21 protein-coding genes, 1 tRNA gene and 1 pseudogene are annotated in these 23,821 nt (G+C 55.3%); 20 read left to right on the plus strand and 3 right to left on the minus strand.

Annotation, left to right across the window (positions count from 1 at the left end; translation table 11 throughout):
* Positions 1 to 2 precede the first annotated feature (2 nt).
* On the minus strand, positions 3 to 3,011 hold the full coding sequence (locus tag ACK4S7_RS05665) for a TonB-dependent receptor domain-containing protein (protein ID WP_409645050.1): 3,009 nt from the start codon (positions 3,009 to 3,011) through the stop codon (positions 3 to 5).
* Positions 3,012 to 3,198: 187 nt separating this feature from the next.
* Between ACK4S7_RS05665 and ACK4S7_RS05670 the strand changes: the two genes are divergently transcribed.
* The 9 genes and pseudogenes from ACK4S7_RS05670 (at position 3,199) to ychF (ending at position 11,508) form a co-directional block, all read left to right on the plus strand.
* The gene (locus tag ACK4S7_RS05670) at positions 3,199 to 3,636 is read left to right on the plus strand and encodes an RrF2 family transcriptional regulator (protein ID WP_409645051.1); all 438 of its coding nucleotides are present in this window, start codon (positions 3,199 to 3,201) and stop codon (positions 3,634 to 3,636) included.
* A 151-nt stretch (positions 3,637 to 3,787) separates the two neighbouring features.
* Positions 3,788 to 3,964 (plus strand): YezD family protein, encoded by a 177-nt coding sequence (locus ACK4S7_RS05675; RefSeq protein ID WP_409645052.1) that lies wholly within the window; start codon positions 3,788 to 3,790, stop codon positions 3,962 to 3,964.
* 66 nt (positions 3,965 to 4,030) lie between these two features.
* Positions 4,031 to 6,485, plus strand: a pseudogene (locus tag ACK4S7_RS05680) (TonB-dependent receptor).
* 144 nt (positions 6,486 to 6,629) lie between these two features.
* Positions 6,630 to 7,406: a sulfite exporter TauE/SafE family protein gene (locus ACK4S7_RS05685; protein ID WP_409645053.1), complete on the plus strand. Its 777-nt coding sequence runs from the start codon at positions 6,630 to 6,632 to the stop codon at positions 7,404 to 7,406.
* Positions 7,407 to 7,515: 109 nt separating this feature from the next.
* Positions 7,516 to 8,133: a 50S ribosomal protein L25/general stress protein Ctc gene (locus tag ACK4S7_RS05690; protein ID WP_409645054.1), complete on the plus strand. Its 618-nt coding sequence runs from the start codon at positions 7,516 to 7,518 to the stop codon at positions 8,131 to 8,133.
* A 59-nt stretch (positions 8,134 to 8,192) separates the two neighbouring features.
* Positions 8,193 to 8,765, plus strand: a complete 573-nt coding sequence (gene pth, locus ACK4S7_RS05695) for an aminoacyl-tRNA hydrolase (protein WP_409645055.1) — start codon at positions 8,193 to 8,195, stop codon at positions 8,763 to 8,765.
* A 4-nt stretch (positions 8,766 to 8,769) separates the two neighbouring features.
* Positions 8,770 to 9,279 (plus strand): AAA family ATPase, encoded by a 510-nt coding sequence (locus ACK4S7_RS05700; protein WP_409645057.1) that lies wholly within the window; start codon positions 8,770 to 8,772, stop codon positions 9,277 to 9,279.
* 32 nt (positions 9,280 to 9,311) lie between these two features.
* The gene (locus tag ACK4S7_RS05705) at positions 9,312 to 10,310 is read left to right on the plus strand and encodes an SDR family oxidoreductase (RefSeq protein WP_409645058.1); all 999 of its coding nucleotides are present in this window, start codon (positions 9,312 to 9,314) and stop codon (positions 10,308 to 10,310) included.
* A 97-nt stretch (positions 10,311 to 10,407) separates the two neighbouring features.
* Positions 10,408 to 11,508 carry a redox-regulated ATPase YchF gene (gene ychF, locus ACK4S7_RS05710; RefSeq protein WP_409645059.1) on the plus strand — a complete coding sequence of 367 codons (1,101 nt, stop codon included), beginning with the start codon at positions 10,408 to 10,410 and terminating at the stop codon, positions 11,506 to 11,508.
* 25 nt (positions 11,509 to 11,533) lie between these two features.
* Here ychF and mutL read toward each other — a convergent pair whose 3' ends face one another.
* Positions 11,534 to 13,366, minus strand: a complete 1,833-nt coding sequence (gene mutL, locus ACK4S7_RS05715; protein ID WP_409645060.1) for a DNA mismatch repair endonuclease MutL — start codon at positions 13,364 to 13,366, stop codon at positions 11,534 to 11,536.
* Positions 13,367 to 13,526: 160 nt separating this feature from the next.
* On the opposite strand from mutL, the gene ACK4S7_RS05720 reads away from it, so the two are divergent.
* The 10 genes from ACK4S7_RS05720 to ACK4S7_RS05765 all read left to right on the plus strand — a co-directional run bounded on the left by ACK4S7_RS05720 (position 13,527) and on the right by ACK4S7_RS05765 (position 22,372).
* Complete coding sequence (locus ACK4S7_RS05720) at positions 13,527 to 14,567, plus strand: rod shape-determining protein (RefSeq protein WP_409645061.1); 1,041 nt, start codon at positions 13,527 to 13,529, stop codon at positions 14,565 to 14,567.
* Positions 14,568 to 14,579: 12 nt separating this feature from the next.
* Positions 14,580 to 15,482, plus strand: a complete 903-nt coding sequence (gene mreC / locus ACK4S7_RS05725; protein WP_409645062.1) for a rod shape-determining protein MreC — start codon at positions 14,580 to 14,582, stop codon at positions 15,480 to 15,482.
* Positions 15,479 to 16,033, plus strand: a complete 555-nt coding sequence (gene mreD, locus ACK4S7_RS05730) for a rod shape-determining protein MreD (protein WP_409645063.1) — start codon at positions 15,479 to 15,481, stop codon at positions 16,031 to 16,033. Before mreC ends, mreD begins: the two co-directional genes overlap by 4 nt.
* The gene (gene mrdA, locus ACK4S7_RS05735; RefSeq protein WP_409645064.1) at positions 16,030 to 17,937 is read left to right on the plus strand and encodes a penicillin-binding protein 2; all 1,908 of its coding nucleotides are present in this window, start codon (positions 16,030 to 16,032) and stop codon (positions 17,935 to 17,937) included. Before mreD ends, mrdA begins: the two co-directional genes overlap by 4 nt.
* Positions 17,934 to 19,046: a rod shape-determining protein RodA gene (gene rodA / locus ACK4S7_RS05740; RefSeq protein WP_409645065.1), complete on the plus strand. Its 1,113-nt coding sequence runs from the start codon at positions 17,934 to 17,936 to the stop codon at positions 19,044 to 19,046. Before mrdA ends, rodA begins: the two co-directional genes overlap by 4 nt.
* 87 nt (positions 19,047 to 19,133) lie before the next feature.
* A tRNA-Lys gene (locus tag ACK4S7_RS05745) sits at positions 19,134 to 19,209 on the plus strand.
* Positions 19,210 to 19,368: 159 nt separating this feature from the next.
* The gene (locus ACK4S7_RS05750) at positions 19,369 to 20,427 is read left to right on the plus strand and encodes a hypothetical protein (protein WP_409645066.1); all 1,059 of its coding nucleotides are present in this window, start codon (positions 19,369 to 19,371) and stop codon (positions 20,425 to 20,427) included.
* A 26-nt stretch (positions 20,428 to 20,453) separates the two neighbouring features.
* On the plus strand, positions 20,454 to 20,867 hold the full coding sequence (locus ACK4S7_RS05755; protein WP_409645068.1) for a hypothetical protein: 414 nt from the start codon (positions 20,454 to 20,456) through the stop codon (positions 20,865 to 20,867).
* On the plus strand, positions 20,860 to 21,474 hold the full coding sequence (locus ACK4S7_RS05760) for a hypothetical protein (protein ID WP_409645069.1): 615 nt from the start codon (positions 20,860 to 20,862) through the stop codon (positions 21,472 to 21,474). Before ACK4S7_RS05755 ends, ACK4S7_RS05760 begins: the two co-directional genes overlap by 8 nt.
* A gap of 46 nt (positions 21,475 to 21,520) precedes the next feature.
* Positions 21,521 to 22,372, plus strand: a complete 852-nt coding sequence (locus ACK4S7_RS05765) for an HNH endonuclease (protein ID WP_409645070.1) — start codon at positions 21,521 to 21,523, stop codon at positions 22,370 to 22,372.
* Here the strand turns inward: ACK4S7_RS05765 and ACK4S7_RS05770 are convergent.
* Positions 22,347 to 23,300, minus strand: coding sequence for a DNA cytosine methyltransferase (locus ACK4S7_RS05770; protein ID WP_409645071.1), 954 nt, complete (start codon positions 23,298 to 23,300; stop codon positions 22,347 to 22,349). The genes ACK4S7_RS05765 and ACK4S7_RS05770 overlap by 26 nt on opposite strands.
* Before the next feature lie 280 nt (positions 23,301 to 23,580).
* Here ACK4S7_RS05770 and ACK4S7_RS05775 point away from each other — a divergent pair.
* On the plus strand, positions 23,581 to 23,821 hold a 241-nt coding region (locus ACK4S7_RS05775), incomplete at its 3' end, for a hypothetical protein (RefSeq protein WP_409645072.1).

Here is a 23,821-nt window from a genome sequence, read left to right on the forward strand (position 1 = left end):
GATCAGAACTTTGCTTCAACCGCGACAGTGAAGGACCGTCCACGTGGATCCGCAACGCGCGGCTCCCAGCTTGAGCCAGCACCCGTGTTGCTGTCATAAGTGATGGCAAATGGCGGATCCTTGTCGAACACGTTACGCACGCCCGCGGTCAGGCGGAAACGGTCGTCAATATCAACTGCGGCCGACATGTTGTAGATGACATAGGCCTTAACCCGCTCGTTGTAATCGGGACGGCTGGCGGATCGCGGAAGTGCATTGTTCTTGTAGCCGTTACGATAGATCTGGGAGAAGCTGAGCATCACATCGTCAACAGCGAAATTGATAAACGCGCTATGTTTCCAGCGGAGGCCAAGGTCGCCAGCATAAGTGAACACGCCAATCAAACTGGGCCCGAATGGTGACGTGGGCAAAAACTTCTCGCGCTTTTTGATCAGATATGTTCCGTCAAGACCTGCGGTAAACACGCCCCCAAATGCATCGACACCGCCACGCAGCGAGACTTCCAGACCCTGGGTCCGCCGTGAGCCGATGTTGTCGGCCCGCAAATCCAACCCTGTGATTACCCCGCCTGTTCGTACTACGCGATCAGGAAAGGAGGACTGGTTCGCTAACAACTGCGCAATGGTGAGCGCACCAATAGTATTATCGACGGCGATGGACCAAAAATCGACCGAAGCACTGAATTGTCGCGCGGGCGTGAAGACGATACCGGCCGAATATTGCTCCGATGTTTCAGGGCCTAGGTTAAGATTACCGCCGCTCAGGGAATTGGGCGTAATCGCACCGCAACCGGCTGTAACATTAACGATCCCGCCTGCAGGGCAGGTAGTTGGGTCAGTCAGGTTGTTGCCAGGATTAGGCGATTCTGTAACGCCGTTGAAAATCTGGTTAAAGCTCGGGACCCGGAACCCTGTGTTATAAGATGCCCGCAGCATGACCCAGTCCGTGGGAGAAAATCTTGCCGTAAACTTGGGATTTATTGTCGAGCCGAAACCCGTATAGTCGTCCAGCCGAACTGCACCGGTGACTTCGAGGATATCCAGCAGCGGCACCGAAACTTCGGCATAAACCGCTTTCACGTCGCGGTTTTTCGGCGTCAACGCGTTTACGTTATCGAAGGCTACGTTGAAAATTTCAGGTTGCCCCGTGACCGCTGCTGCCGACCCGTTAAAACTATAGGTTTCACGGCGGTAGTCAGCGCCAAGTGCAACCTGGACCGCACCGGCGGGCAGATCAAACAACGATCCTGATACAGAGGCATCGAACTGTTTTACCTCGTACTGACCGCCATACAGCGTGGTTCCTTCAGCCGAAACGGCGTCCAGCCCTGCTAACGCCGCAGCAGATTGTACGCCGGAGAAGGGATTAAGAATTCCGCTGTTCAGCAGTCCTACAATCCCTGGCCGGGTTGCGCCGGGCGCAGTCGGCGCTCTGGGGTCGATGCCGCCATTGACAGCTCCCACCACTCCCGATGCCGCAGCATTGGCAGCAGAACGGAATATCCCTGCATAATGATAGCCTGTCCCCAGCACCGACGATGCTTCACTTTTTGCGTAAGAAGCGCCAGCACGGTAATCCCATGTGCCACCAAGCGGGCCTTCGGCAGTCAACGCGCCACGGATGGTCTTGGTATTTGTGACATATTCGCGATTGCCGCCAGGAATGTTACGCCAGCGATAGGCAATCGGCTTGCCGTAATTTCCGACAGCATCAACGGTGCGGTCCCCCACGGCGCCGATCGCAGGGAATGTCGCCGCAATCGCGTCATATACGCTGTTGTAGGTTGCCGACGTTGTTGCGTTGAGTGGAAAATAGAGCGGCATGGTGGTCGCGTTGATCGAATATTGGTTGTTCGAGAACCGCTTCCTCGAGTCCGCATCCGAACCTGTCACTTCTGCAGACAAACGATGTTCGCCGAGGGCCAATGTCGCCTTGCCATAATAAGTAAGAGTTTGCAGCGGTTGTTGAAGCACGGCTGCGCGCCCCGTATCCCATGAGCAGGCAAACCGCGCTCCTGGGACGGACCAGAGCACCTCATCATACGCCATCCCACCTTCAACTGAATCGCACCCAGCGCCACCAGGTAAATCCAGCGGGTTAATGCCCCCGTCTGCGCGGATCGTGGTTCCCGGGATCACCAATCCGGGAAGGAAAAAGCTTGCGGCATTATTAGTAGTCCCACCAAGCAGCGAGCCAGTCGGTGCAAAGATGCTATTGGGGTTTGCAGGAAATGCCGTTGCAATCGGGGTGCCACGAGTATCAACTGAAAGACCGCGATTGGGCTGGTTCCCATTAACAAAATCCCGATCCTTGCCGAGCAAAATGCCGTTCCAGCTCTTGCTGACAGCGCCCATTATGTTGAAGCCTTGGGTGTCAAGGTCGCCATAGCCAGCAGTCGCAGACAGGCGGTAAATCGGGCTATCGCCTCGTTCGGTGATGTCGGTGAAGCCGTTGAGCACCACACCCTGGAAATTTGACTTGGTGATAAAGTTGATCACGCCGCCGATCGCGTCGGTCCCGTAGATTGCGGACGCACCGTCCTTCAATACTTCGACCCGTTCAAGCGCGGCAAAAGGAACCTGATTAACGTCAACCGCACCGCCGGTCAGGCCATGAGCCGCAACCCGGCGTCCGTTTAGGAGGACGAGCGTTGATGCTGCGCCCTGACCGCGCAGGTTAGCAGCCGACAGACCGTTGGTGCCGCGTTGCGCACCGCTGGTCACGTCACCGTTGGATGCAAGATTGTCCGCGCCAGTGCCGTTTGTTGACAGAAATGAGATGAGTTGCTCGGGGCTGTTAATTCCCTCGCGCGACAAATCCGACGGCGTAATAACCTGCAATGGTGCAGCGCTTTTCGTCGGGTCCTGCTTAATACGCGATCCGGTGACAATGATCGCAGTACCTTCATCGGCGCTGGTTTCCGCGCTCGTCGGAGGAGATGCGTCCTGCGCGAAGGCAGGTGTCGTAAGGCAGGTCGCCACCAACAAAATTGCGGTTCTTGAATATTTCATATTATCCCCCTGTATAATGTCAGCTCAGCCCCGAGCCACCTCAAGGTTGCACGCTATTCGGACCTATCGCGCATTGCAACTGCCTTTCCAAGCAACTCACCGTGAATCATAGGGAGATTTTACAACAATTCGGATCTTGTCTACTTGGTGGGTTGAAAATTGAGGTTGCAAAGCGCAAAAGAATGCCATGCTGTCGCAAAAAACCCGCTACGCTATACGCGCAATGCAGCATCTTGCCGACCATTACGGCAAGGGACCTGTCCAGCTTGCCGACATTGCCGAGGCGCAAAAGATTCCTCCGAAATTTTTGACTGTCATCTTGTCCGAGCTATCGCGGTCGGGACTTGTCGCATCGCAACGTGGCAAAGACGGGGGATATTGGTTGGGCGTCCCGCCAATCGACATCAGTTATGGCGACCTCATCCGTATCATGCGGGGTTCTTTGGCGCTGGTGCCCTGCGCAAGCCGATATGCACATGAAACGTGCAAGAATTGCGTAGAGGAAGATAATTGCCGTACGCGCGCGTTGATGCTTCAGGTGCGCGACAAAACCGCGCAGTTACTTGATGGCATTAACTTAACCGATGTGGTTGACGCGGACATATACCTGCAAGCTGCCGAATAACTCCTGGCAAATCCGGATGGCGCACAAACAGAACCTTTCGGCGCTGAAAGCAAAATCTACACCCGAATCATATTGTCAATTAAATTGGTTGACTTTAAGCAAGCCGTAAGGATGAAAGCGTGATAAAGCGCTATCCAGTTTAGGGGTGCTTATGAATGACACCAATGAAGGGCGAACAAGCGAGCCTGCAACACAAACGCTTTCTGAGCCCATTCTCGCTGTGCTTGAGGCACTGAATTCGATGCGCTTTGGTGCCATCCAGATGACGGTCCACGAGGGCAAGCTTGTCCAAGTAGACATCACGGAGCGCAAACGCTTCAGCAATTAGTTTCTTCCTCCCAGACCAGAGGCAGACCGGACGGCCGGATGCATCGTTTTTTCGAAAGATAAACATATGCGATTTCGTGCTTACGGGCCTTCACTAGCCCTCGTAACCTTACTTGCCTTCTCCGCGCCGGCTTATGCAGAAAGTAGCAGCGTCGGTGACACAACCAAGGATGACGCACGCGACATTGGCGCGCAGACCGACGACGACGTCAGCCGCGGCGATGTCATCATCGTGACTGCGCGCCGACGCCAGGAAACTGCACAGGAAGTGCCGCTGGCCATTTCGGTCATTCGCGGAGATAGCATTGAATCAACAGGTAATTTTAATGTCGTCAAGCTGCAGCAACTTGCACCCACTCTACAGGTCTATGCGTCTAACCCGCGCAATACCGCGGTCAACATTCGCGGACTCGGCGTGCCATTCGGCCTGACCAGCGACGGCTTTGAACAGGGCGTCGGCATCTATGTCGACGATGTCTACAATGCCCGTGTCGCCGCCGCGACGTTCGACTTTCTCGACGTCGAGCAGGTCGAAGTGCTGCGCGGTCCACAAGGGTCTCTGATATGGCAAGAATACGACCGCAGGCGCTATCAACATCACCACCAACCAGCCCAGGTTCAATTTTGAAGGTCGCGCCGAAGTGACGGTGGGCAATCTCAACTTCAAACAAGCCAAGGCCGCCATATCCGGCCCGCTGACCGATACCATCGCCGCACGGATTGCGGTATCCTCCACCAGTCGCAAAGGCACGATATTCAACGTAACCAGCAATCGTTATATCAACGAGCAGGACAATATTGGCCTGCGCGGGACATTGCTGTTCCAGCCAAATGACGATGTCCGCATTACAGTGTCAGGCGATTACAGTCACCAGAACCCTGAATGCTGCGGAACGGTCTTCGTGCGGGTGGGCCAGACGCAGCGCCCCCTTGCACGGCAATATGAAGCGCTGGCCACGGCGCAAAATTACCGGGTGGTATCGCGCAACCCGTTTTTTCGCCTGACCGACATCGACGCCCCTTTAAGCGCTGGTAACATCATCGGCGGCGCGTCCTTGCGCGTTAAGCTGAAAGCAGGTCCTGGCACCCTGACATCTATTTCGGCATGGCGGTTTTGGGATTGGAGACCGGAAAATGACCGTGACTTTACGGGTCTGCCCATTGTGACGGCATCAAACAATCCTTCACAGCAAGACCAATATAGCCAGGAATTCCGTTACAATTATACAGGCGACAAGATCGACTTCGTTGTTGGTGCCTTCGGCTTCAAACAGCGGATTGATACGCAAGGGTTTGAACAACAGGGCATTGCGTCAAGCCGCTGGAACCTGACAGGCGCGCTTGCGAACAATCCAGCCGTACTTGCTGGGCTTACCGCGCGCAATACGCAGTTTTTAAAGAGCACCAGCGCAGCACTTTTTGGGCAGGTAAGCTGGAAGGTCACGGACGCCCTGACTCTGCAGCCTGGCGTGCGGATCAATTATGACAAGAAATCCGTTTTTTATCAGCGGATAGTGACAACTGGCACGGGTTCCACGCTGACATGCCCGCAGCCGACCGGATCCATTGGCGCAGCGCAATGCGGCGTATTTACGCCCCAAACGAGCGCACCCTCGGTTAGCGACTGGAACTTCAGTTATGACCTGAATGCCAATTACAAGCTCGCGCAGGACGTTCTTGCTTATGCAAGTTACGCGAAGAGCTTTAAGACCGTTGGCATCAACCAGAACGGTTTGCCGCTTGACGCTGCTGGCGTGCCGATTGCCTCGGCAGGGGTGGTAAAGCCTGAATCGGTCAATCATTTTGAAGCTGGCGTCAAAACCCAGTTTTGGGACCGCAAGGCGACATTTAACCTGACGGCTTTCCGTACCGATATCAAAAATTATCAGGCTACCGTCACCAATGGCCAGCTTGGTGTCCTTCGCGGCTATCTCGCCAACGCAGGCAAAGTGCGCTCGCAAGGATTGGAAGCAGACTTCAAGATCCGCACAAGCGAACGCTTTAGTGCCTATTTGAACGGGGCCTATACCGACGCGAAATATGCCCAGTTTGTCGATGCGCCATGCCCTCCAGAACTGTCGGGCGGCAGTGTGGCAAGCGCTGGCCAGACGCCCAGCGCGCCGGCAACGCCAGACGGACTGAGCCCAGCCAATTGTGATATTTCGGGCCAACGCCTGCCCGGTGTTTCCAAATGGGCCGCGTCTTATGGCGCAGAGGTGAATACGCCCTTCACCCTGCTCGCCACCGAGGGCCAGTTATACGTCGGGTTCGACGGGAATTACCGGTCCGGCTTTTCGTCTAACCCGTCGCCATCGATTTACACCAACATCGACGGATATGCGTTATCCAATTACCGCATGGGCTTTCGGTCCGACAATTTCGACATTTATGGCTGGGTACGGAACGTTTTCAACGTGCAATATTATGAGTTGCTTCAAGTCGCCCCAAGCAATGTTGGCCTGATTGCGGGGCAGCTTGGCGATCCGCGCACCGTTGGCGCAACCGTTAAGTTCACCTTTTAAATCGACGCCCGGGTGACAATGGCAACATTCAGGGTGAAACTCATTCTTGGATGGCAGAAACAAAATAGCGAGATACAAAGCTGTGGCTAATGAAGGGGCATCTGACTATGCATTTGCAAATCCTAAGCAAAGGGCGAGGTCTGGATGATTGAATATATTGCCAATGTCGATTGGGCGGCTGTGGCGCCATACATCGCAGTCGGATTTGCTGCGCAACTGGTCGATGGCGCGCTTGGCATGGCCTTTGGTGTAATTTGCAGCACCTTGCTCGTCAGCGTCATGGGCGTTGCCCCTGCCCGCGCATCGGCCGGCGTCCATTTTGTCGAAATGTTTACAACCGGCGCTTCCGGCATAAGCCATGTGTTACACAAAAATGTTGATTGGAAGCTGTTCGCCCGCATTGCGATACCAGGCGTCATCGGCGGCTGCACCGGCGCTTATTTGTTAGCCAGCATCCATACCGAGGCCGCGCGGCCGTTTGTGATGGGGTATTTGACCCTGATAGGCTTTTATTTGTTCTATAAGGCGTGGGATTTCACGCATGAACACAAGCCGCGCGACCCCAAGGTCACCATGCCGCTTGGCCTGATCGGAGGCTTTCTTGACGCGTCCGGCGGCGGCGGATGGGGGCCAGTTGTTACTTCCAATCTACTGATCCAAGGCGCCGATCCCCGCAAAACAATCGGCACCGTCAACACGGCGGAATTTTTCCTGACCGTGGCAGTCTCCGTCACCTTCATTCTAACCATTGGACTGGAAGCATTCACGGTCGTCACGGGCGGACTGTTGATTGGCGGATTGTTGGCAGCACCCTTCGGTGCGTTGGTCGCAAAGCGCATTCGTCCGCGCGTATTGCTGTTCGCGGTGAGTATCGTCCTGATCGCGACAAGCATATTCAGCCTTTACAGAGCGCTCACCTAATTGTGCACCAAGCTTGCTTTTTGCAGGCAACCCACATATAGGCGCCCGCTTGCCGTGCATGGTCATCCCTGGAGGCGTGGCGGCAAAGTAACTTTTTTGGAGAATAAACATGAGCGATCAGCTGACTTTGTCGGCAGAGACGCGCGATCGGGCAGGCAAGGGAGCCTCCCGCGAATTGCGTCGTCAAAACCGAGTGCCCGCCGTAATTTACGGCAACAAGCAAGAACCCGAACTCATCCACGTTGAGGAAAAGGCTCTCATCAAGCTGTTGATGACTGGCCACTTTTCGAACAGCGTCGTCGAGATCGAACTTAGTGGCAAAAAACAGATTACGATTCCAAAGGATGTTGCATTTCATCCGGTCAGCGATCGTCCAACGCATGTTGACTTCCTGCGCATCGTGAAGGGCGCAAAGGCCGACGTTCAGGTTCCTGTGGTGTTCATCAACGAAGAAGCGTCGCCTGGTCTGAAGCGCGGCGGTGTTTTGAACGTCGTGCGTCACGAACTCGAACTCGTCTGCGATAACGACAAGATCCCTGACGACATCCAGATTGATGTCACAGGCTTTGACATCGGCGATTCCATTCACATCAGCAATGTAAAGCTGCCGAATGGTTCGGAAAGCAAGATCACTGACCGCGATTTCACCATTGCGACCATCGTTGCACCATCGGCGCTCAAGTCGACCGAGGGTGACACGACCGTAGAAGGCGAAGCGGAAGCCTAAATCAATCTCCGGGGCAGGCTTCGGCCCGTCCCGGATATTTCCCACAAGGGACTCGTACGATGCAATTATGGGTAGGTCTAGGTAATCCAGGCGCCACCTATGCGATGCACCGGCACAATATCGGGTTCATGGCCATTGATGCACTGGCCGAGATTTACGAACTTCCCCTGCCCGCCAAGAAATTTCAGGGATGGGTCCAGGAACTTCGGATCGGCTCCGATAAAATCATTCTTCTGAAGCCTGCGACTTTCATGAACGAAAGCGGCCGCAGCGTGCGCGCAGCGATGGATTTCTACAAACTTGAGCCGAAGGACGTAACCGTCTTTTATGATGAGCTTGACCTTGCCCCGTTCAAGGTGAAGGTAAAGACTGGTGGCGGCGCAGCAGGCCATAATGGTATTCGTTCGATCACCGATCATATCGGCGCCGATTTCCGCCGTGTCCGTCTGGGCATTGGCCATCCGGGTAATAAAGACCGTGTCACGGGCTATGTGCTGGGCAATTTTCATAAGAGCGAGATTGACGATTTGGCCGATTTGCTGGGCGCGATCTCCGCAGAGGCCGACTGGCTGGCGAAAGGCGATGACGTCCGGTTCATGAATGACGTCGCAATGCGGTTGCAACAGGATTGAACCCATGCAGCGCGTGTTGGTCATTGGCCCATGCGGTGCAGGCAAATCGACTTTAGCCAGCACACTTGCTGTCCGCCTTGGCATACCCTTATTCCATATGGACCAACTCAACTGGAAACCCGGCTGGGTGGAAAGTAGCAAGGAGGAAATACGCAAAAAGCTTGCTGCCATCACAGCTGCAGACCGCTGGATCATTGATGGCACATATGGCGGCACATTAAGCGACCGCCTGCCGCGCGCAGACCAAATCATCTATCTCGATTATCCCATCACCCTGTGCCTCCGCCGCTTGCTTAAGCGCATCTGGACCTATCGCGGCCGTGCCCGCCCGGACATGACCGAAGGATGCCCCGAACGCTTTGACCTTGGGTTTCTGTTTTACCTGATACGTTGGAACAGCGGACCACGGGTACGCATGGAACGGCACCTTATTGGGCATGAAAACAAGATCATTAAGCTAAAAAGCCCTGCCGAACTGCAACGCTGGATGGACTCGCTTTACCCGGCCAGTTAGATGATCTTTGCGTTTCAGTAGAGAGGAACCCCATGGACCCCATTTCCAAAATCAATCGTAGAACGCTGCTTGGCGCTGCCGCCGCTGTCACCACTGCGACTGCGGTCGCTTCATCTGCGACCGCGCAAACCGCCGCCGCGTTAAACCTTAAAGGCAAATCCATTCTGATCACCGGCAGTTCGTCCGGCTTTGGCTATGCCGGCGCGCTGCATTTTGCCCGCGCTGGCGCCAAAGTGATCGCATCGATGCGGAACTTGCCCCGGGGAGAGGCCGACAGACTGAAGGCCGAGGGCAAGAAGGAAAATCTGGATATCACCGTCATAGAAATTGACGTGACCTCTGATGATCAAGTTACCAAAGGCGTTGCCGAAGCCGAACGGATTGCCGGCGGGGCGCTTGATGTCCTCATCAACAATGCTGGCATTGGCCTTACCGGACCCGTCGAAATGCAGGATATGGCAGCGACACAGTTGATGTTCGATACCAATGTTTTTGGCTGCCACCGTATGGCGCGCGCGGTCCTGCCAGCGATGCGCAAGGCAAAGCGTGGCCAGATATTCAACATATCGTCACAGCTTGGCCGTGTAATTGTGCCGGGCGGCGGCCATTATTCCGCGACGAAGTTCGCGCTTGAGGCGATGAGCGAACAAATGGCTTATGAACTCGCACCGCATGGCGTTGAGGTCACCATCGTTCAACCCGGCGGCTATCCAACCGATGTGTGGCGTAACCGCAATCGCTACACCAGCGAGTTGCTCGCCCGCGCTGATGATGAACGTAAAGCCGCTTATGCAATGTTTACCTCGCGCATGGGCACTGAGGATGGCTCCGGCCGAAGCGCCGATATCTTCGACGTGCCGCGTGCCATAGCCGAAATCATCGCCATGCCCGCTGGAAGTCGGCCACTACGGCGTGCTGTTCACCCCGGAGCCAAGCCGCAAGAGGCGATCAATAAAGTTTCAGCGGAAACGCAGCTCGCTTGGCTTGGAAACTCGCCTTATGGCCCACTCATCAAGGCAGTACATGATTAACGACTAAAGCCGCCTCTGGTATTTTGCACCGCATGGCGCTACGGCGCGGCCAACATCGCATCAGTGCGGCGCAATTTCAAAATATCAAGGACATCTCATGGGTTTTAAATGCGGTATCGTGGGACTTCCCAATGTGGGCAAGTCCACCTTGTTCAATGCGCTGACTCAGACAGCGGCGGCGCAAGCGGCTAACTATCCGTTCTGCACGATTGAACCCAATATCGGCAATGTCGCAGTGCCTGACCCGCGCTTGCAGACCATCGCGAAAATCGGCGGCAGTCAGAAAATCATCGAAACCCAATTGGGCTTTGTCGATATAGCCGGCCTCGTGCGCGGGGCGTCAAAGGGCGAAGGCCTTGGCAATCAGTTCCTGGGTAATATTCGCGAAGTCGACGCCATCGTCCACGTTTTGCGCTGCTTTGAAGATGACGACATTCAACATGTCGACAACAAGATCGACCCAATTTCGGACGCCGAGACAGTGGAAACCGAACTGATGCTATCCGACCTTGAAAGCCTTGAAAAGCGCGTTCCCAACCTCATCAAAAAAGGCATACAGGGGGACAAGGAAGCCAAGATTAGCGCAGCTGTTCTAAGCCGTGCGCTTGACCTGTTGCGTGATGGCAAGCCCGCTCGCCTGACCAAGCGCGACGATGCCGAAGAAGAACGACATTTCCAGATAGCGCAACTTTTGACTGCGAAGCCCGTGCTTTACGTTTGCAATGTTGAAGAAGCTAGCGCTGCCAACGGTAACGCCCTCTCGGCAAAGGTCTTTGAAAAGGCCAAGGCAGAAGGCGCCGAGGCGGTCGTTGTGTCCGCCGCGATTGAGGCGGAAATCTCCACGATGCCTGCCGAGGACCGCGAAGTGTTCCTCGAAGACCTGGGCCTAACCGAAACTGGCCTAGCGCGCGTCATTCGCGCAGGTTACGAATTGCTCGATCTGATTACCTTTTTCACCGTTGGCCCCAAAGAAGCACGGGCATGGACAGTGACCAAGGGCGCTACCGCACCAAATGCAGCCGGCGCCATCCACAGCGATTTCGAAAAAGGCTTCATCCGCGCCGAAACCATGGCCTATGAAGATTATGTCCAGTACAATGGCGAAGCTGGCGCAAAAGAAGCGGGCAAATGGCGTTCGGAGGGCAAGGAATATCTCGTCAAAGACGGGGATATTATGCTGTTCCGGTTTAATGTTTGAACTGACTTGAAGTCAGATTGCTCGTTTACTTCCGCCCGAACAGCTTTTCCACGTCGCCCAACGCCAGCTTCACCCAAGTTGGTCTGCCATGGTTGCACTGCCCGCTGTGCGGGGTGATTTCCATTTCGCGGAGCAAAGCGTTCATTTCGGTGACGGACAGCACGCGGCCTGCGCGGACGGAGCCGTGGCAGGCCATGGTCGCGGCGACATGGTCAATCCGTTCCTTTAGAGACAGCGCATCGTCATAGGCCGCAAGATCGTCGGCTAGGTCTTCCAGCAACGCCTTGGCGTCTCCTTCGCCCAGAACCGCTGGCGTGGCGCGTACGAACATGGCGCCGGGACCGAAGCGTTCCACTTCCAGCCCGAAGGCGGAGAGCTCCTCTGCGCGCGCCTCAAGCCGGTCACATGCGGGTTCTTCCAGTTCAACGACCACTGGCAGTAACAACGCCTGCGATGGGACTGCCCTCCCCGCCGCCGCCATGGCCGTGCGCATGCGTTCAAGCACCAACCGTTCGTGCGCGGCATGCTGGTCAACGATAACAAGGCCGTCTTCGGCTTCCGCCACGATATAAGTATTGGCGACTTGTCCGCGCGCAACGCCTAGTGGATTGCGGGCGCGGTCGGGGACGGGTTCGTGCGCTTCGGCCGCCCTGCCCCATAAGGGCGCAAGGTCTTCGCCTTGAATCGCGCCCATATCGGCAAAGCTGCTGCGGTTTTCATAGGCCGATGGATAAGCAGGGTGCCGGCCATAATTCCCCTGATAAGCAGTCGCCCCAAGTGTTACAGGGCGCGCAAAGATATCGCCTTGCGCGGTCTGCACAGGCTCCTGCTGCCATGCGGCGAGCGCGTCGGCACTTGGCCGTTGCACCGCGCGAAAGCCCGACTGGTCAAGTGCATGGCGCAGGCCAGACACGATCATGCCACGGATCAATGCCGGGTCACGGAAGCGCACCTCAGTCTTGGCGGGATGGACGTTCACATCAACCTGCGTTGGCGGCAGGTCCAGAAACAAGGCCACCACGGCATGCCGGTCACGCGCCAGCATTTCGGCATAAGCGCCGCGCACCGCACCGATGAGCAGTCTGTCCTTCACGGGACGGCCATTGACGAACAGGAACTGATGGTCGGCCACACCGCGATTATAGGTCGGCAGGCTGGCAACGCCGCCAAGCCGCACGCCTTCGCGTTCGAAATCAAGCGCCACGCTGTTGTCGATCAACTCGCTGCTGGTCAGTGCCGCGACACGTTCAGGGCGCGCCAATGTTGGCTGAACCGCCAATACGCGCCGCCCGTCATGTTCGACCACAAAGCCGACGTCGGGCCGCGCCATTGCAAGCCGTTTCATTGTGTCCAGCGCCGCAGCATATTCCGCGCGGGCGCTGCGCAGGAATTTGCGGCGCGCGGGCACCTTGCCGAAAAGATTTTCAACGCGAACTCTCGTGCCATGCGGCAAAGCGGCCGGCCCCTCGCTCACAACCATGCCATGGTCCACGGTCCGCCTCCAGCCTTCGGCACCTGCAGGCCTGCTTTCGAGAGTCATTGTTGAAACACTGGCAATCGACGGCAGGGCTTCCCCGCGAAAGCCCAAAGTGGAGACCATTTCAATGTCTTCATCCGGCAGTTTTGACGTCGCGTGGCGCTCAAGCGCCAAGGCCATATCGGACGGTGACATACCGCAGCCGTCGTCGGTGACTTCAACCAGATCAATACCCCCTGCTCCCAAGCGTACCGAGATATTTCGCGCGCCCGAATCGATGGCATTTTCCACCAATTCCTTCAACGCGCTGGCTGGTCTTTCCACCACTTCACCGGCAGCAATCCGGTTGACCAGATTTTCAGGGAGCCTTCTTATTGACATCCGCAGGTTCCTAGCCCAAGCGCACTGCTCAAGCGACTCCTTAATCGTTCGCAATCCAGCCAAATACCTGTTTTGTAAAACAGCAAATTCCGCTAGGACCGCGCGATTATTTGGGCGCGCTCCAAAGGACTCTCACCAAACCGGACTGGGTGGATATTACATGGTATTTGGCAAGTTTTTCCGTTTCGCATCACAGGACATGGCAATCGACCTGGGCACCGCCAACACGGTCGTCTATGTCCGCGGCCAAGGCATCGTCTTGAACGAACCGTCGGTTGTGGCAATTGAAACCCTCAATGGTATCAAGCGCGTAAAGGCTGTTGGCGACGACGCCAAGCTTATGATGGGTAAGACGCCGGACAGCATCGAAGCCATTCGCCCCTTGCGTGACGGCGTCATTGCCGACATCGATGTTGCAGAACAGATGATCAAGCACTTCATCCACAAGGTGCACGGCAAGCGCCGGATGTTCAGCTATCCTGAAATCGTCATCTGCGTCCCATCAGGATCTACTTCCGTCGAACGCCGCGCGATTCGCGATGCGGCGTCGAACGCGGGCGCATCGGAGGTATTCCTTATTGAAGAACCAATGGCAGCGGCCATCGGCGCTGACATGCCAGTGACAGAGCCAATCGGCTCAATGGTCGTCGATATCGGTGGTGGCACAACTGAGGTTGCCGTCCTGTCGTTGCGTGGCCTTGCTTACACCACTTCGGTTAGAACCGGAGGTGACAAGATGGACGAATCGATTGTCTCATATGTCCGACGACATCATAACCTGCTGATCGGCGAGGCAACTGCCGAGCGGATCAAGAAAGATTTTGGAACTGCGCGTCCGCCAGCCGATGGCATCGGCCAAACCTTGCACATCAAGGGCCGCGACCTTGTAAACGGGGTGCCAAAGGAAATTTCGATCAATCAGGGGCAAATTGCCGAAGCCTTGTCCGAACCCATCGGGACCATCCTTGAAGGCGTGCGCATTGCCCTTGAGAATACCGCACCTGAACTGGCCGCCGATATCGTGGATCAGGGTATCGTCCTGACCGGCGGCGGCGCGTTGATGGCTGGCCTTGACGAATATTTGCGTGACGAAACGGGCCTGCCTGTTACTGTCGCTGAAGACCCGTTGACCTGCGTTGCCATTGGTACTGGCAGGGCCATGGAAGATCCAATCTTCCGCGGCGTCCTGCTTACCGCCTAAGGCGAGGTTAGGATGGCGCCGCCACCACATCGGCGCCCCGGATTTTCCCGGAAGGCGCAATATGGCCTGTTCGCGACCTATGTGGTTGCGATTGCGGGAACCGTGGTGGCTGCCTTGCTTCTGGCAATTTCAGTGGTGGACCCTGCAGGGTTTTCGGCACTGCGCACAGTAGGCGCGGAAGTTACCGCTCCCGTTGCGCGTGTGTTCAGCAATGTGCGGCAGGGTGCCCAAGGCTTGACGCGCAATGTGTCAGCCTATGTGGATGCTGCCTCCAAAAATGCAGCCCTTCAGAAGCAAGTCAAAGCCAATCGCGGCAAATTAATCGAAGCGCAGGCGCTCCGCGTCGAAAATGCACGGCTGCGTGGACTATTGAAACTGGCGGAAGATGGCGAGCAGCAAGTTGCGGTCGGCCGGCTTATCAGCTCCACGGCTTCAAGCACACGGCGCATCGCAACCTTGTCCATCGGTCGGAACTTTGGCGTTGAACGTGCACAGCCTGTTCGTGGGCCGTCCGGCCTGATCGGGCGTGTCATTGAAACAGGACCGACGACGGCGCGTGTCCTTTTGGTAACGGATTCCGAAAATCTGGTGCCCGTTATGCGCGCGATTGATGGCCTGCCCGCATTTTCAGCGGGCCTTGGCGACGGAACCGTTTTGGTAAAGCCGCTAAATCTTGGGGAAAGCCCCTTTAAGGTCGGCGACATCATCGTGACGTCCGGCAATGGCGGCTTATACCGCCCAAATATTCCATTTGCGCGCGTTATCCGCAAGACAAGCGACGGTGCAATAGCGATCCCCTTTGCTGACCCCGGCAACACGCCGTATGTCGTTGTCGTGAGACCATATCAGTCAGAGGCCCGGATAGCCCAGCAATCGGCGGCCCCTGACGGCGAAACAAAAGAGATTGCGGAGTGAAAATCCCGAAGACCGCAATCCGCCTGCCCACACGGCCGGGACGTGAATATGAAAGCCGCTTCGACCGCGAACAATCGTTGCTCAAGATGCTGGCGATCCCGATTGCATCGGTCATTCTGGCGTCCATGGTCACTACCTTGCCAGTCCTGACTGCCGAGCCGCTTGTGCCGCCTTTTGGGCTGCTCATGTTCCTCAGTTGGCGTTTGATGCGGCCGGGACTCCTGCCAGTTTGGTCAGGCGTTCCATTCGGTCTGATTGACGATCTTTTCAGCGGCCAACCCTTTGGCAGCGCTGGACTGCTTTGGTCACTTGCGATGCTGACAGTTGAAGTCATTGACGCCAGAGCAATCTGGCGCGATTATCTTCAGGACTGGCTAATAGCGGCTTTGCTCATCACGGCTGTGTTGCTTGGCGGGGTTTGGATTGCTGGGATGGCGCATGCTGCGCCGGATCCCGTGATTGTGCTTCCACAAATCATACTGTCTATATTGCTATATCCGCTCGTCGTGCGAATATGCGCCCGTCTCGACAGCTGGCGATTGGCAACATGAAAGTCGAAAAGCAGGTAACTTCAGGACAGCTTGACTTCACCTTCACGCGCCGTGCCATATTTGTGGGCGGCGTGCAGGCGGCAATTGGCCTCACGGTGGCTGCGCGCATGTCGTATATTGCCGTTGCAGATAATGAAAAATACAAGCTGCTGGCCGAAAGCAACCGGGTCAACCTGACCATTATCCCGCCGCGCAGAGGTTGGTTCATTGACCGGTATGGCAAGCCTATAGCGACCAACCGCGCTGATTTCCGCGTCGACATCATTCCCGACCGATTGTTGAAGAAAGAGGAAACAATCCAGACGCTGGCAGAGTTGTTGGCTCTTTCGACAGATGATGTCGACCGAATCCAGAGGGAGCTTAAGAACGCGCAGGGGTTTCAGCCGGTGCAGGTTGCTGACGGTCTTGACTATGATCGTTTCGCTGCCGTTAGTGTTCGCTTGCCCGACCTTCCCGGTGTCAGCCCACGGCAAGGCTATTCGCGTTTCTACCCAAGCGGCGCCGCGGTTGGACATCTGATTGGCTATGTCGGTACAGTATCGGCAGAAGAGTATCAAAAAAACAAAAACCCGTTGTTGATTACGCCGGGGTTCAAGGTCGGCAAAGACGGCCTCGAAAAGACGCTTGAAGACAGGCTACAGGGTAAACCTGGCGCGAAGCGGACCGAGGTTACCGCACGAGGCAAGATTGTGCGCGAGCTGACTACCCGGCCCGATACGCCCGGCAAGCCGGTACAGCTAACCATTGATATCGACCTGCATAATTATGCCGCACGCCGACTTGGCCTTGAATCAGGCTCAGTGGTGGTGTTCGATTGCCTCACTGGCGACATCATCACCATGGCATCAATGCCCTGTTACGACCCCAACAGCTTTTCGGACGGCATTGGGCGGGTCGAATGGAAGATGTTAAACAGCGACGATCATATCCCCATGCTCAACAAGGCTCTTCAGGGACTTTACCCGCCGGGTTCAACGCTAAAGCCCATGGCGGGCCTTGCCATGTTGCGCCACGGCATCGACCCTGAGGAGACGGTAAATTGTAGCGGCGGCTACCGGCTCGGCAACCGCGTTTTCAAATGCCTTGGGCGGCATGGGCCGATGAACATGTCCAGCGCGATTATGAAGAGCTGCAACACCTATTTCTACGCCATGGGGCGACGGCTCGGCTATGACAATATCGCACCCGTCGCGCGTGAACTTGGGCTGGGCCAGGAATTCGCGCTGCCCTTCCCCTCGCAACGTTATGGCACAGTGCCGGATAGCGCCTGGAAAATGCGCAAATATGACCAGAAATGGACTGAGTCCGACACGCTAAACGCGGTCATTGGACAAGGGTATATTATCGCGAGTCCGTTCCAGTTGGGACTTATGTCGGCACGCATTGCCTCTGGCCTGAACATCCAGCCCGAAATCCTTATGCAAAAACGGGCTGCACCAAGACCATTGTCCTTTCCCAAGGAACATCTCGACGTCGTGCGCGAGGGCATGAACCTTGTCGTCAATGGAGCAGGAACGGCTGTGCGCAGCAGGCTCCAGCTTGAAAATGTCGCGATGGCCGGAAAGACAGGTACTGCGCAAGTCCGCAGAATCGCAGGTGCACAGCGGGGGCAATCGGGGGAATGGAAATATCGCGACCACGGCCTGTTCGTATGTTTTGCGCCCGTTGATCAACCACGTTATGGCGCCGCCGTCGTGATTGAACATGGCATGGGTGGCGCGCGCGCCGCAGCGCCCATCGCCAAAGATGTGCTGACATTTCTATATGACCGCGAACAGGCAATGGCCTCGCTTGAGGCGCTCGAGGCTGGATGGGGAGGCAATATCGAACAGCGCATGGCGTCCAAATATGCTGCATATCAAGGGCAACCTGCACCTCCCCCGCCGCTGGACCCCACAATATGAACGGCATCGTACCTGCGCCAATTGCCGCATTGCCATGGCGCGTCATATTCATCCTGATGGCATTGGTGGGCTTTGGCGCCACAGTCCTTTATTCCGCTGCGGGCGGCCATTTTGAACCATGGGCTGGAAAACATGTCATCCGGTTTCTGATTCTCCTGGGCATGGTGATCATCATGTCGCGGATGAAACTCGAATTCTGGAAGTCGATCACCTTCCCACTCTATTTGCTTCTGCTGCTGATGCTTGTGGTTGTGGAACTCATGGGGTTCGTAGGCGGCGGCAGCCAGCGGTGGATCAATCTTGGGATTATCACGCTTCAGCCATCCGAACTGATGAAGCCCGTCATGGTGCTTGCCGCAGCCTGGTTTTTCGACCGACTGCCGCCGAACCGCATCTTTGGCATTGATGCCGTTTGGCCTCTCGGCGCGCTGTTGTTGCTGCCGAGCATTCTGGTGATCATCCAGCCGGACTTTGATGCTGCCATCGCGTACGCCTTTGGCCTTGGCGTGGTCGGTTTTATGGCCGGGTTGCCGCTCATCTATTTCATTGGAGCGGGGGTCGGCGTCGCCATATTCGCGCCCTTGGTGTATTTCTTTGGACTCAAACCATACCAGCAAGACCGCGTTCTGATTTTCCTCAACCCGGAAAACGACCCGCTTGGGGCTGGCTATCACATCACCCAGTCGAAGATCGCCATTGGTTCAGGTGGCATCTTCGGCAAAGGCTTTGGCAATGGCACTCAAAGCCATTTGGATTACCTTCCCGAAGGACACACCGACTTTGTCTTTGCTACCATGGCCGAAGAATGGGGTATTGTCGGCGGGTTTACCATTATCTTCCTCTATTTTCTGTTGATGCGCTGGGGCCTTAAAGTCGCCATGCAGAGCAAAACACGCTACGGACAGCTCGTCGCTGCGGGACTGACCTGCACGATATTCTTCTACATCATGATCAACCTTCTTATGGTCGTGGGCCTCGCCCCCGTTGCAGGCATACCCCTGCCCTTCGTAAGCCATGGCGGATCGTCGATGCTCACGATGATGCTTTGCGTCGGTATCATCATGTCGATCGAACGCCACCCCGGAGCAAAGCGCGGCCAGTTCCAATAAATCCCGCAGCGAAGCTTGACAAAGCCAGCTAAACCCATCAAAGGCGGCGCTCCAAACGGGCCTGCGTATCTGGCCAGCCCGAAATGGGGACGCTTAGCTCAGTTGGTAGAGCAGCTGACTCTTAATCAGCGGGTCGTGGGTTCGAACCCCTCAGCGTCTACCATTTTTACTTTATATTACATGGACTTTGGCCAAAAATCCCTCTTGTTCAATATTAAGTCGTTTGGCAAATACCGAATAGGCACCGTATCGCGCGGTTGTTCTAATTTAAGGGTGACTCTTAATAGCTTGGAACATATGGTTGGCTGAAGAGGGAGACCATGTGACAAAGAAACGATCCGTGCTGGCGGCAAGCCTTGAGGCCCGTGTGCCATTTGATGTTTCAAAGCCGATGTTCGAACTGCAAAATGTCGCCCGCGGTCGCGGTTGGTCAGGCACCGTTGATAAACTGAGCGAGAAAAACGCGCTACCAAACAAAAAAGCGGACGCTTTGCTGGAAGCGCTGCGTGAGCATGAGCTTTGCGGGGAGAAGCTTTGTCGCTATTATACTGTCGATGATTTGACGTTGGCGGCTATGCGGATCGCCCTTAAGGCTGCAAAGCCACCGAAGGGCGCAATTGCAGACACGTTTCCGTTTTTGCTTTCTGAAGCAGACTTGTTAAAGTTGCCGCTAGGCCAGCCAAAACTGGTTTCCGTGGTCGAGGCCGAAGGCGGTATCGCTGCGGTATTTGGTTCTGTGAGGGCGCTCAAGGTGCGGGAGCCAGTGGACACATCGGCGTTCCCAGACGGGGCCGCGCAAATGTTGGCCGGCTACGACGAGGTTATTGGCCTTAAGCTGATCCGGCACCAAGCCTTTGACGTCGTATGGATCCCTGACCAAGGAAATGTGATTGATTTGCGGATCGACTATCCGAAAGGAACGCATGCGGACATAGGACGCGCTTCTCAGAACACTGCCATGGCCGCTTTCAACAAGCTTGTTGGTGGCAACCCGTTTGTGGCACCAATCAACCTCTTTCCGCTTCTGATGAAGATGTATGAAGAGGCAGGCGAAGGGCGCGTTGTAGAGCTAGCATTTGGGACAACCACCCGATCCATAAAGCATGAGCGGATGCGGGTATCAGTGGATTGCCTACGCACCGAACTTTATCACATGGGCGGCAAGAAAAACCTCAAAACTCCTGTTACGCCCTATAAAGTTAGTATAGCATATACATTCAATCTTGGCGGTGGCGTTGAATCTCATCCAGAGCTGAATTTGCACACGACGAGCTACATCGCGGACAATGCAAACCCGCAATTGTACGATGCCGTGATCCGCAAGACTGTTGGGTTATTTGATTACGATCATGTGCGAAATCGTATCCTTCACTTCATGTGATCGCGAAGGCCAGTGATAGGAGAGTAATGTCCGTTGAAAATCTTAAGCGCGAGGTAGCGACAGGCTGGCCGGATGTTCCGGCGGCAACGCTAGCGCTTGGGGTGATTGAGTTTATGGGGGAGCTCGACGACCAGGAGCTGAGAATGCTCACTATACCTAAGCTTCTCGATGCGGTTGGCCGCAAAGAAATCGATCAAGAGTTTCTCGCCGCCTTGGCAATTCTTGTCAGTTCAACTGTGCACGCGCTGGATGCCAAAGCGTTTCTTTGCGAAGAGGAAGGTTTTGAGGTCCACGTCGATGCCCTAGAACTGGCTACCGCACGAAAGAGTGGCTTGCTGGAGCATCCCGAGACCGGCGCTCTGATAGAAGACTTTGAAAGCAAGCTCATTCCATACTTTGAAGTCTCCACGCGGTTTCTGGAAGCCCGCGCGCATGGATGAATTGTCATTGCGGGACTTGGAGCTCATGGCGCGTGGGAAAATTGCTTGGGAAACGCCGCTTGCATTGATGGCTGCCACTTGTGCTGACGATATTCTGGCAAGGGTAGATCCCGCAATCGACCACATCCTGCAAGAATTTTCGCGTACGCCGAAGGAACGACATGACCGCAGTGAAGATGGATTGTCGATAGACCTCATTACTTCGTTGAAGCATTTTGGTTTCGAAGCAACTCACGATACCACAACAGGTGGCCACTGCGATATTGTGATCGATGGACGGTTTGATTTTTTGTGGCTTGGTGAAGCCAAGATTCACAGTGGTTACGACTGGCTGTTAAAAGGCTTTAACCAGCTCGATAGCCGCTATGCGACTGCTATCAAGGACCAGGACCACGGTGGCATCGTAATTTATCATCGCGGCGCCCGGGCCGATCGAGTGATGGACGAATGGGAAAAGCACCTCGCAGAATCTCGCCCAGATGTAACTATTGAGACGCGTGAACCTGGCGATCTGGTGATGAACACGCGTCACGTGCACGAGCGAACAGGACGTGAATATAAGGTCCGCCACGTCATCGTTTCTTTATACTGGAACCCCAAAAACTGAGTACGTGTCGGTCGACATTCCATCGATCGGTCCATTATGACTCAAGTTGACCACGCCGCAGCCTGCTGCCACCATGGAAAGCATGGCAATAGACTCGAGCGGCGACGTCATTGGTGACAAGTTAAATCACGTAGCCCGGGCGATCCGCGACCTGCTACTCGAGCACCCGAATGGCCTCGACATTGATCAGATCAAGGAGATTTTGAACGTCGGGGCAGACCAGATGCATCTGGATCGACGCTTGCGCAGTTTGAGAAAATACTATGAACTCCCCGGTGGCTTTGAAGACGGCCGCTATGTTTACCGACTTGGAGCGCCCAAGGTTGGCGAAACGGACTCGGGTGTCATCTCTGGGAAGTTGCGTGCAGAGGCACTAAATCTAGCAAAGGGGCGCTGCCAAATGTGTGGCAAGACCGTCGCAGAGGATGGAGTGAAGCTGCAGATAGATCACAAGGTCCCACAGGCTTGGGGCGGGCTCACGGTAATAGAGAACTTATGGGCAATCTGTTCCGACTGTAACAACGGCAAACGTGATCATTTCCAGTCTTACGACCCAAACGAGATGGCCGAGTTGCTTGCCTACGAGACGGTACATCTTCGAATTGCTCACTTGCTCAAGCTTCACATTGGAGAGCCTGTTGACTCTAACGTGATTGAGTTCGTAGCAAACGCGACTGAGAGGCAGGAAGACTGGCAGAAGAGACTGCGCGACTTACGATACCCCGTAATCGGTCTTGAAATTACGAGTGGGCGCTACAAGACGCCACAGGGGTTCACCCGCAGCACTTACACCCTCCACAACTGGCGCGACCTTCCACCCGATCATCGGCAGCTAATCCGCGATTGGGAGAACCCCGCCAAGAAGTCTCAACTCAAGCAACAGCTAGGGATCGCCTGACGCTAATCGCTTTCTTAAGCTGCGTGGCTACCGATGCTGCAACGGGTGGCGGGAACGCATTCCCAACTTGTCGATAAGCAGCCGTTTTACGGCCAGTGATTTTCCACTCGGGTGGAAATCCTTGGAGTAGTGCAACCATGGGCACCGTTAAGCGAGGCATACCTACAAAATCTGCGTCTGGCGGGCTATCTGCAAGCGTATGACCATTTACTCCTAAAGACTCCCACGCACGTTTTGCTCTAGTCGGACCAAGATCTGGTCCCCCATGTTTCTTCGATCCGCCGACAAGAGTAGGTGCAATGTCGCTTGCTCGGTCACGCCACTGTGCTGCGCCTTTCCATCCATCGGATCGCATATGGTCATATAGCGTCTGCCCTACAGTCTTCGGATTTACCGGATCAACAGTGGGCCATTGAAAATTTGAGGTAAACTCATGCTTGGTAGCTATAATTACTACACGAGGTCTAAGTTGTGGCACTCCGAAGTCTGACGCGTTCAGTAACCGCCAATCCGCGTCGTACCCAAGCTTCTTGAGCTGCGCTTTAAGTTGAATACGGTAATCTTCAAAAACGGCGCCCAAAAAGCCTCGCACATTTTCGATCATCACAGCTTTGGGCCGAACTGCGTCCACGATGTCAAGCGCATCCGGGAATAGGTTGCGCTCATCTAGAGCTCCCAATTGTTTGCCAGCAACTGAAAACGGGGGACAGGGTAGCCCGCCAGCAACGAGTTCCACTCCGGCAAAATCACCTGCCCGCTCCTTAAATAACCTCAGGTCCTCTTCGATAACGTTCCATTGTGGTCGGTTAAAGCGAAGCGTATCACAGCAGTGACTATCAATTTCAACAAGGCCTTCGTGCTCAAAACCGGCCATCTCTAATCCGATTGCTTGTCCGCCTGCACCAGCACAAAGTTCCAATGATCGCATGGCCTACCCTTTTATATACACTTGTTCGCTTTATGTTCTGCTATGCTATATGTGCGCGACGTTCAATCGGTTTAATAGCAACCAAGTGGAATGCGTAAAGCACGGAAGTGCATTAACCGACGGGCAGCGCGCGACCACCGACGAGATGAGAGACCCTTGATTCTCATGTCTGCACTTATTGTTGATTTATTGTTCGTCGCGGTTTTGCCCAGTTAATGCAGGTCCTAAAACTGCCGGCGCTGCGACTTAGTGTTCTCGAGCAACATCGGGACAATACACAATGGCCAAACGTTTAAGATACCCGCCTGACCGGGAAGGAATTACCAGATACGAGGTGCGACGCGAGCGGGAGATCACCCGCGGCTTTGCCGACGCGCCACTCGTTGAGGAATACCTTGGTTTAGATCGGGCGAGATTAGCAGCACTAGGATATGCGTTGGATGGGCCGACTTACAACGGTGATCGTTTTAGCGGTCGGCTGACAATCCACAGAATAACGTCTGTTCAAGGCAAAGTCTGTT

The sequence above is a fragment of the Sphingorhabdus sp. genome, from assembly GCF_046292425.1.
Lineage (GTDB): Bacteria > Pseudomonadota > Alphaproteobacteria > Sphingomonadales > Sphingomonadaceae > Sphingorhabdus_B.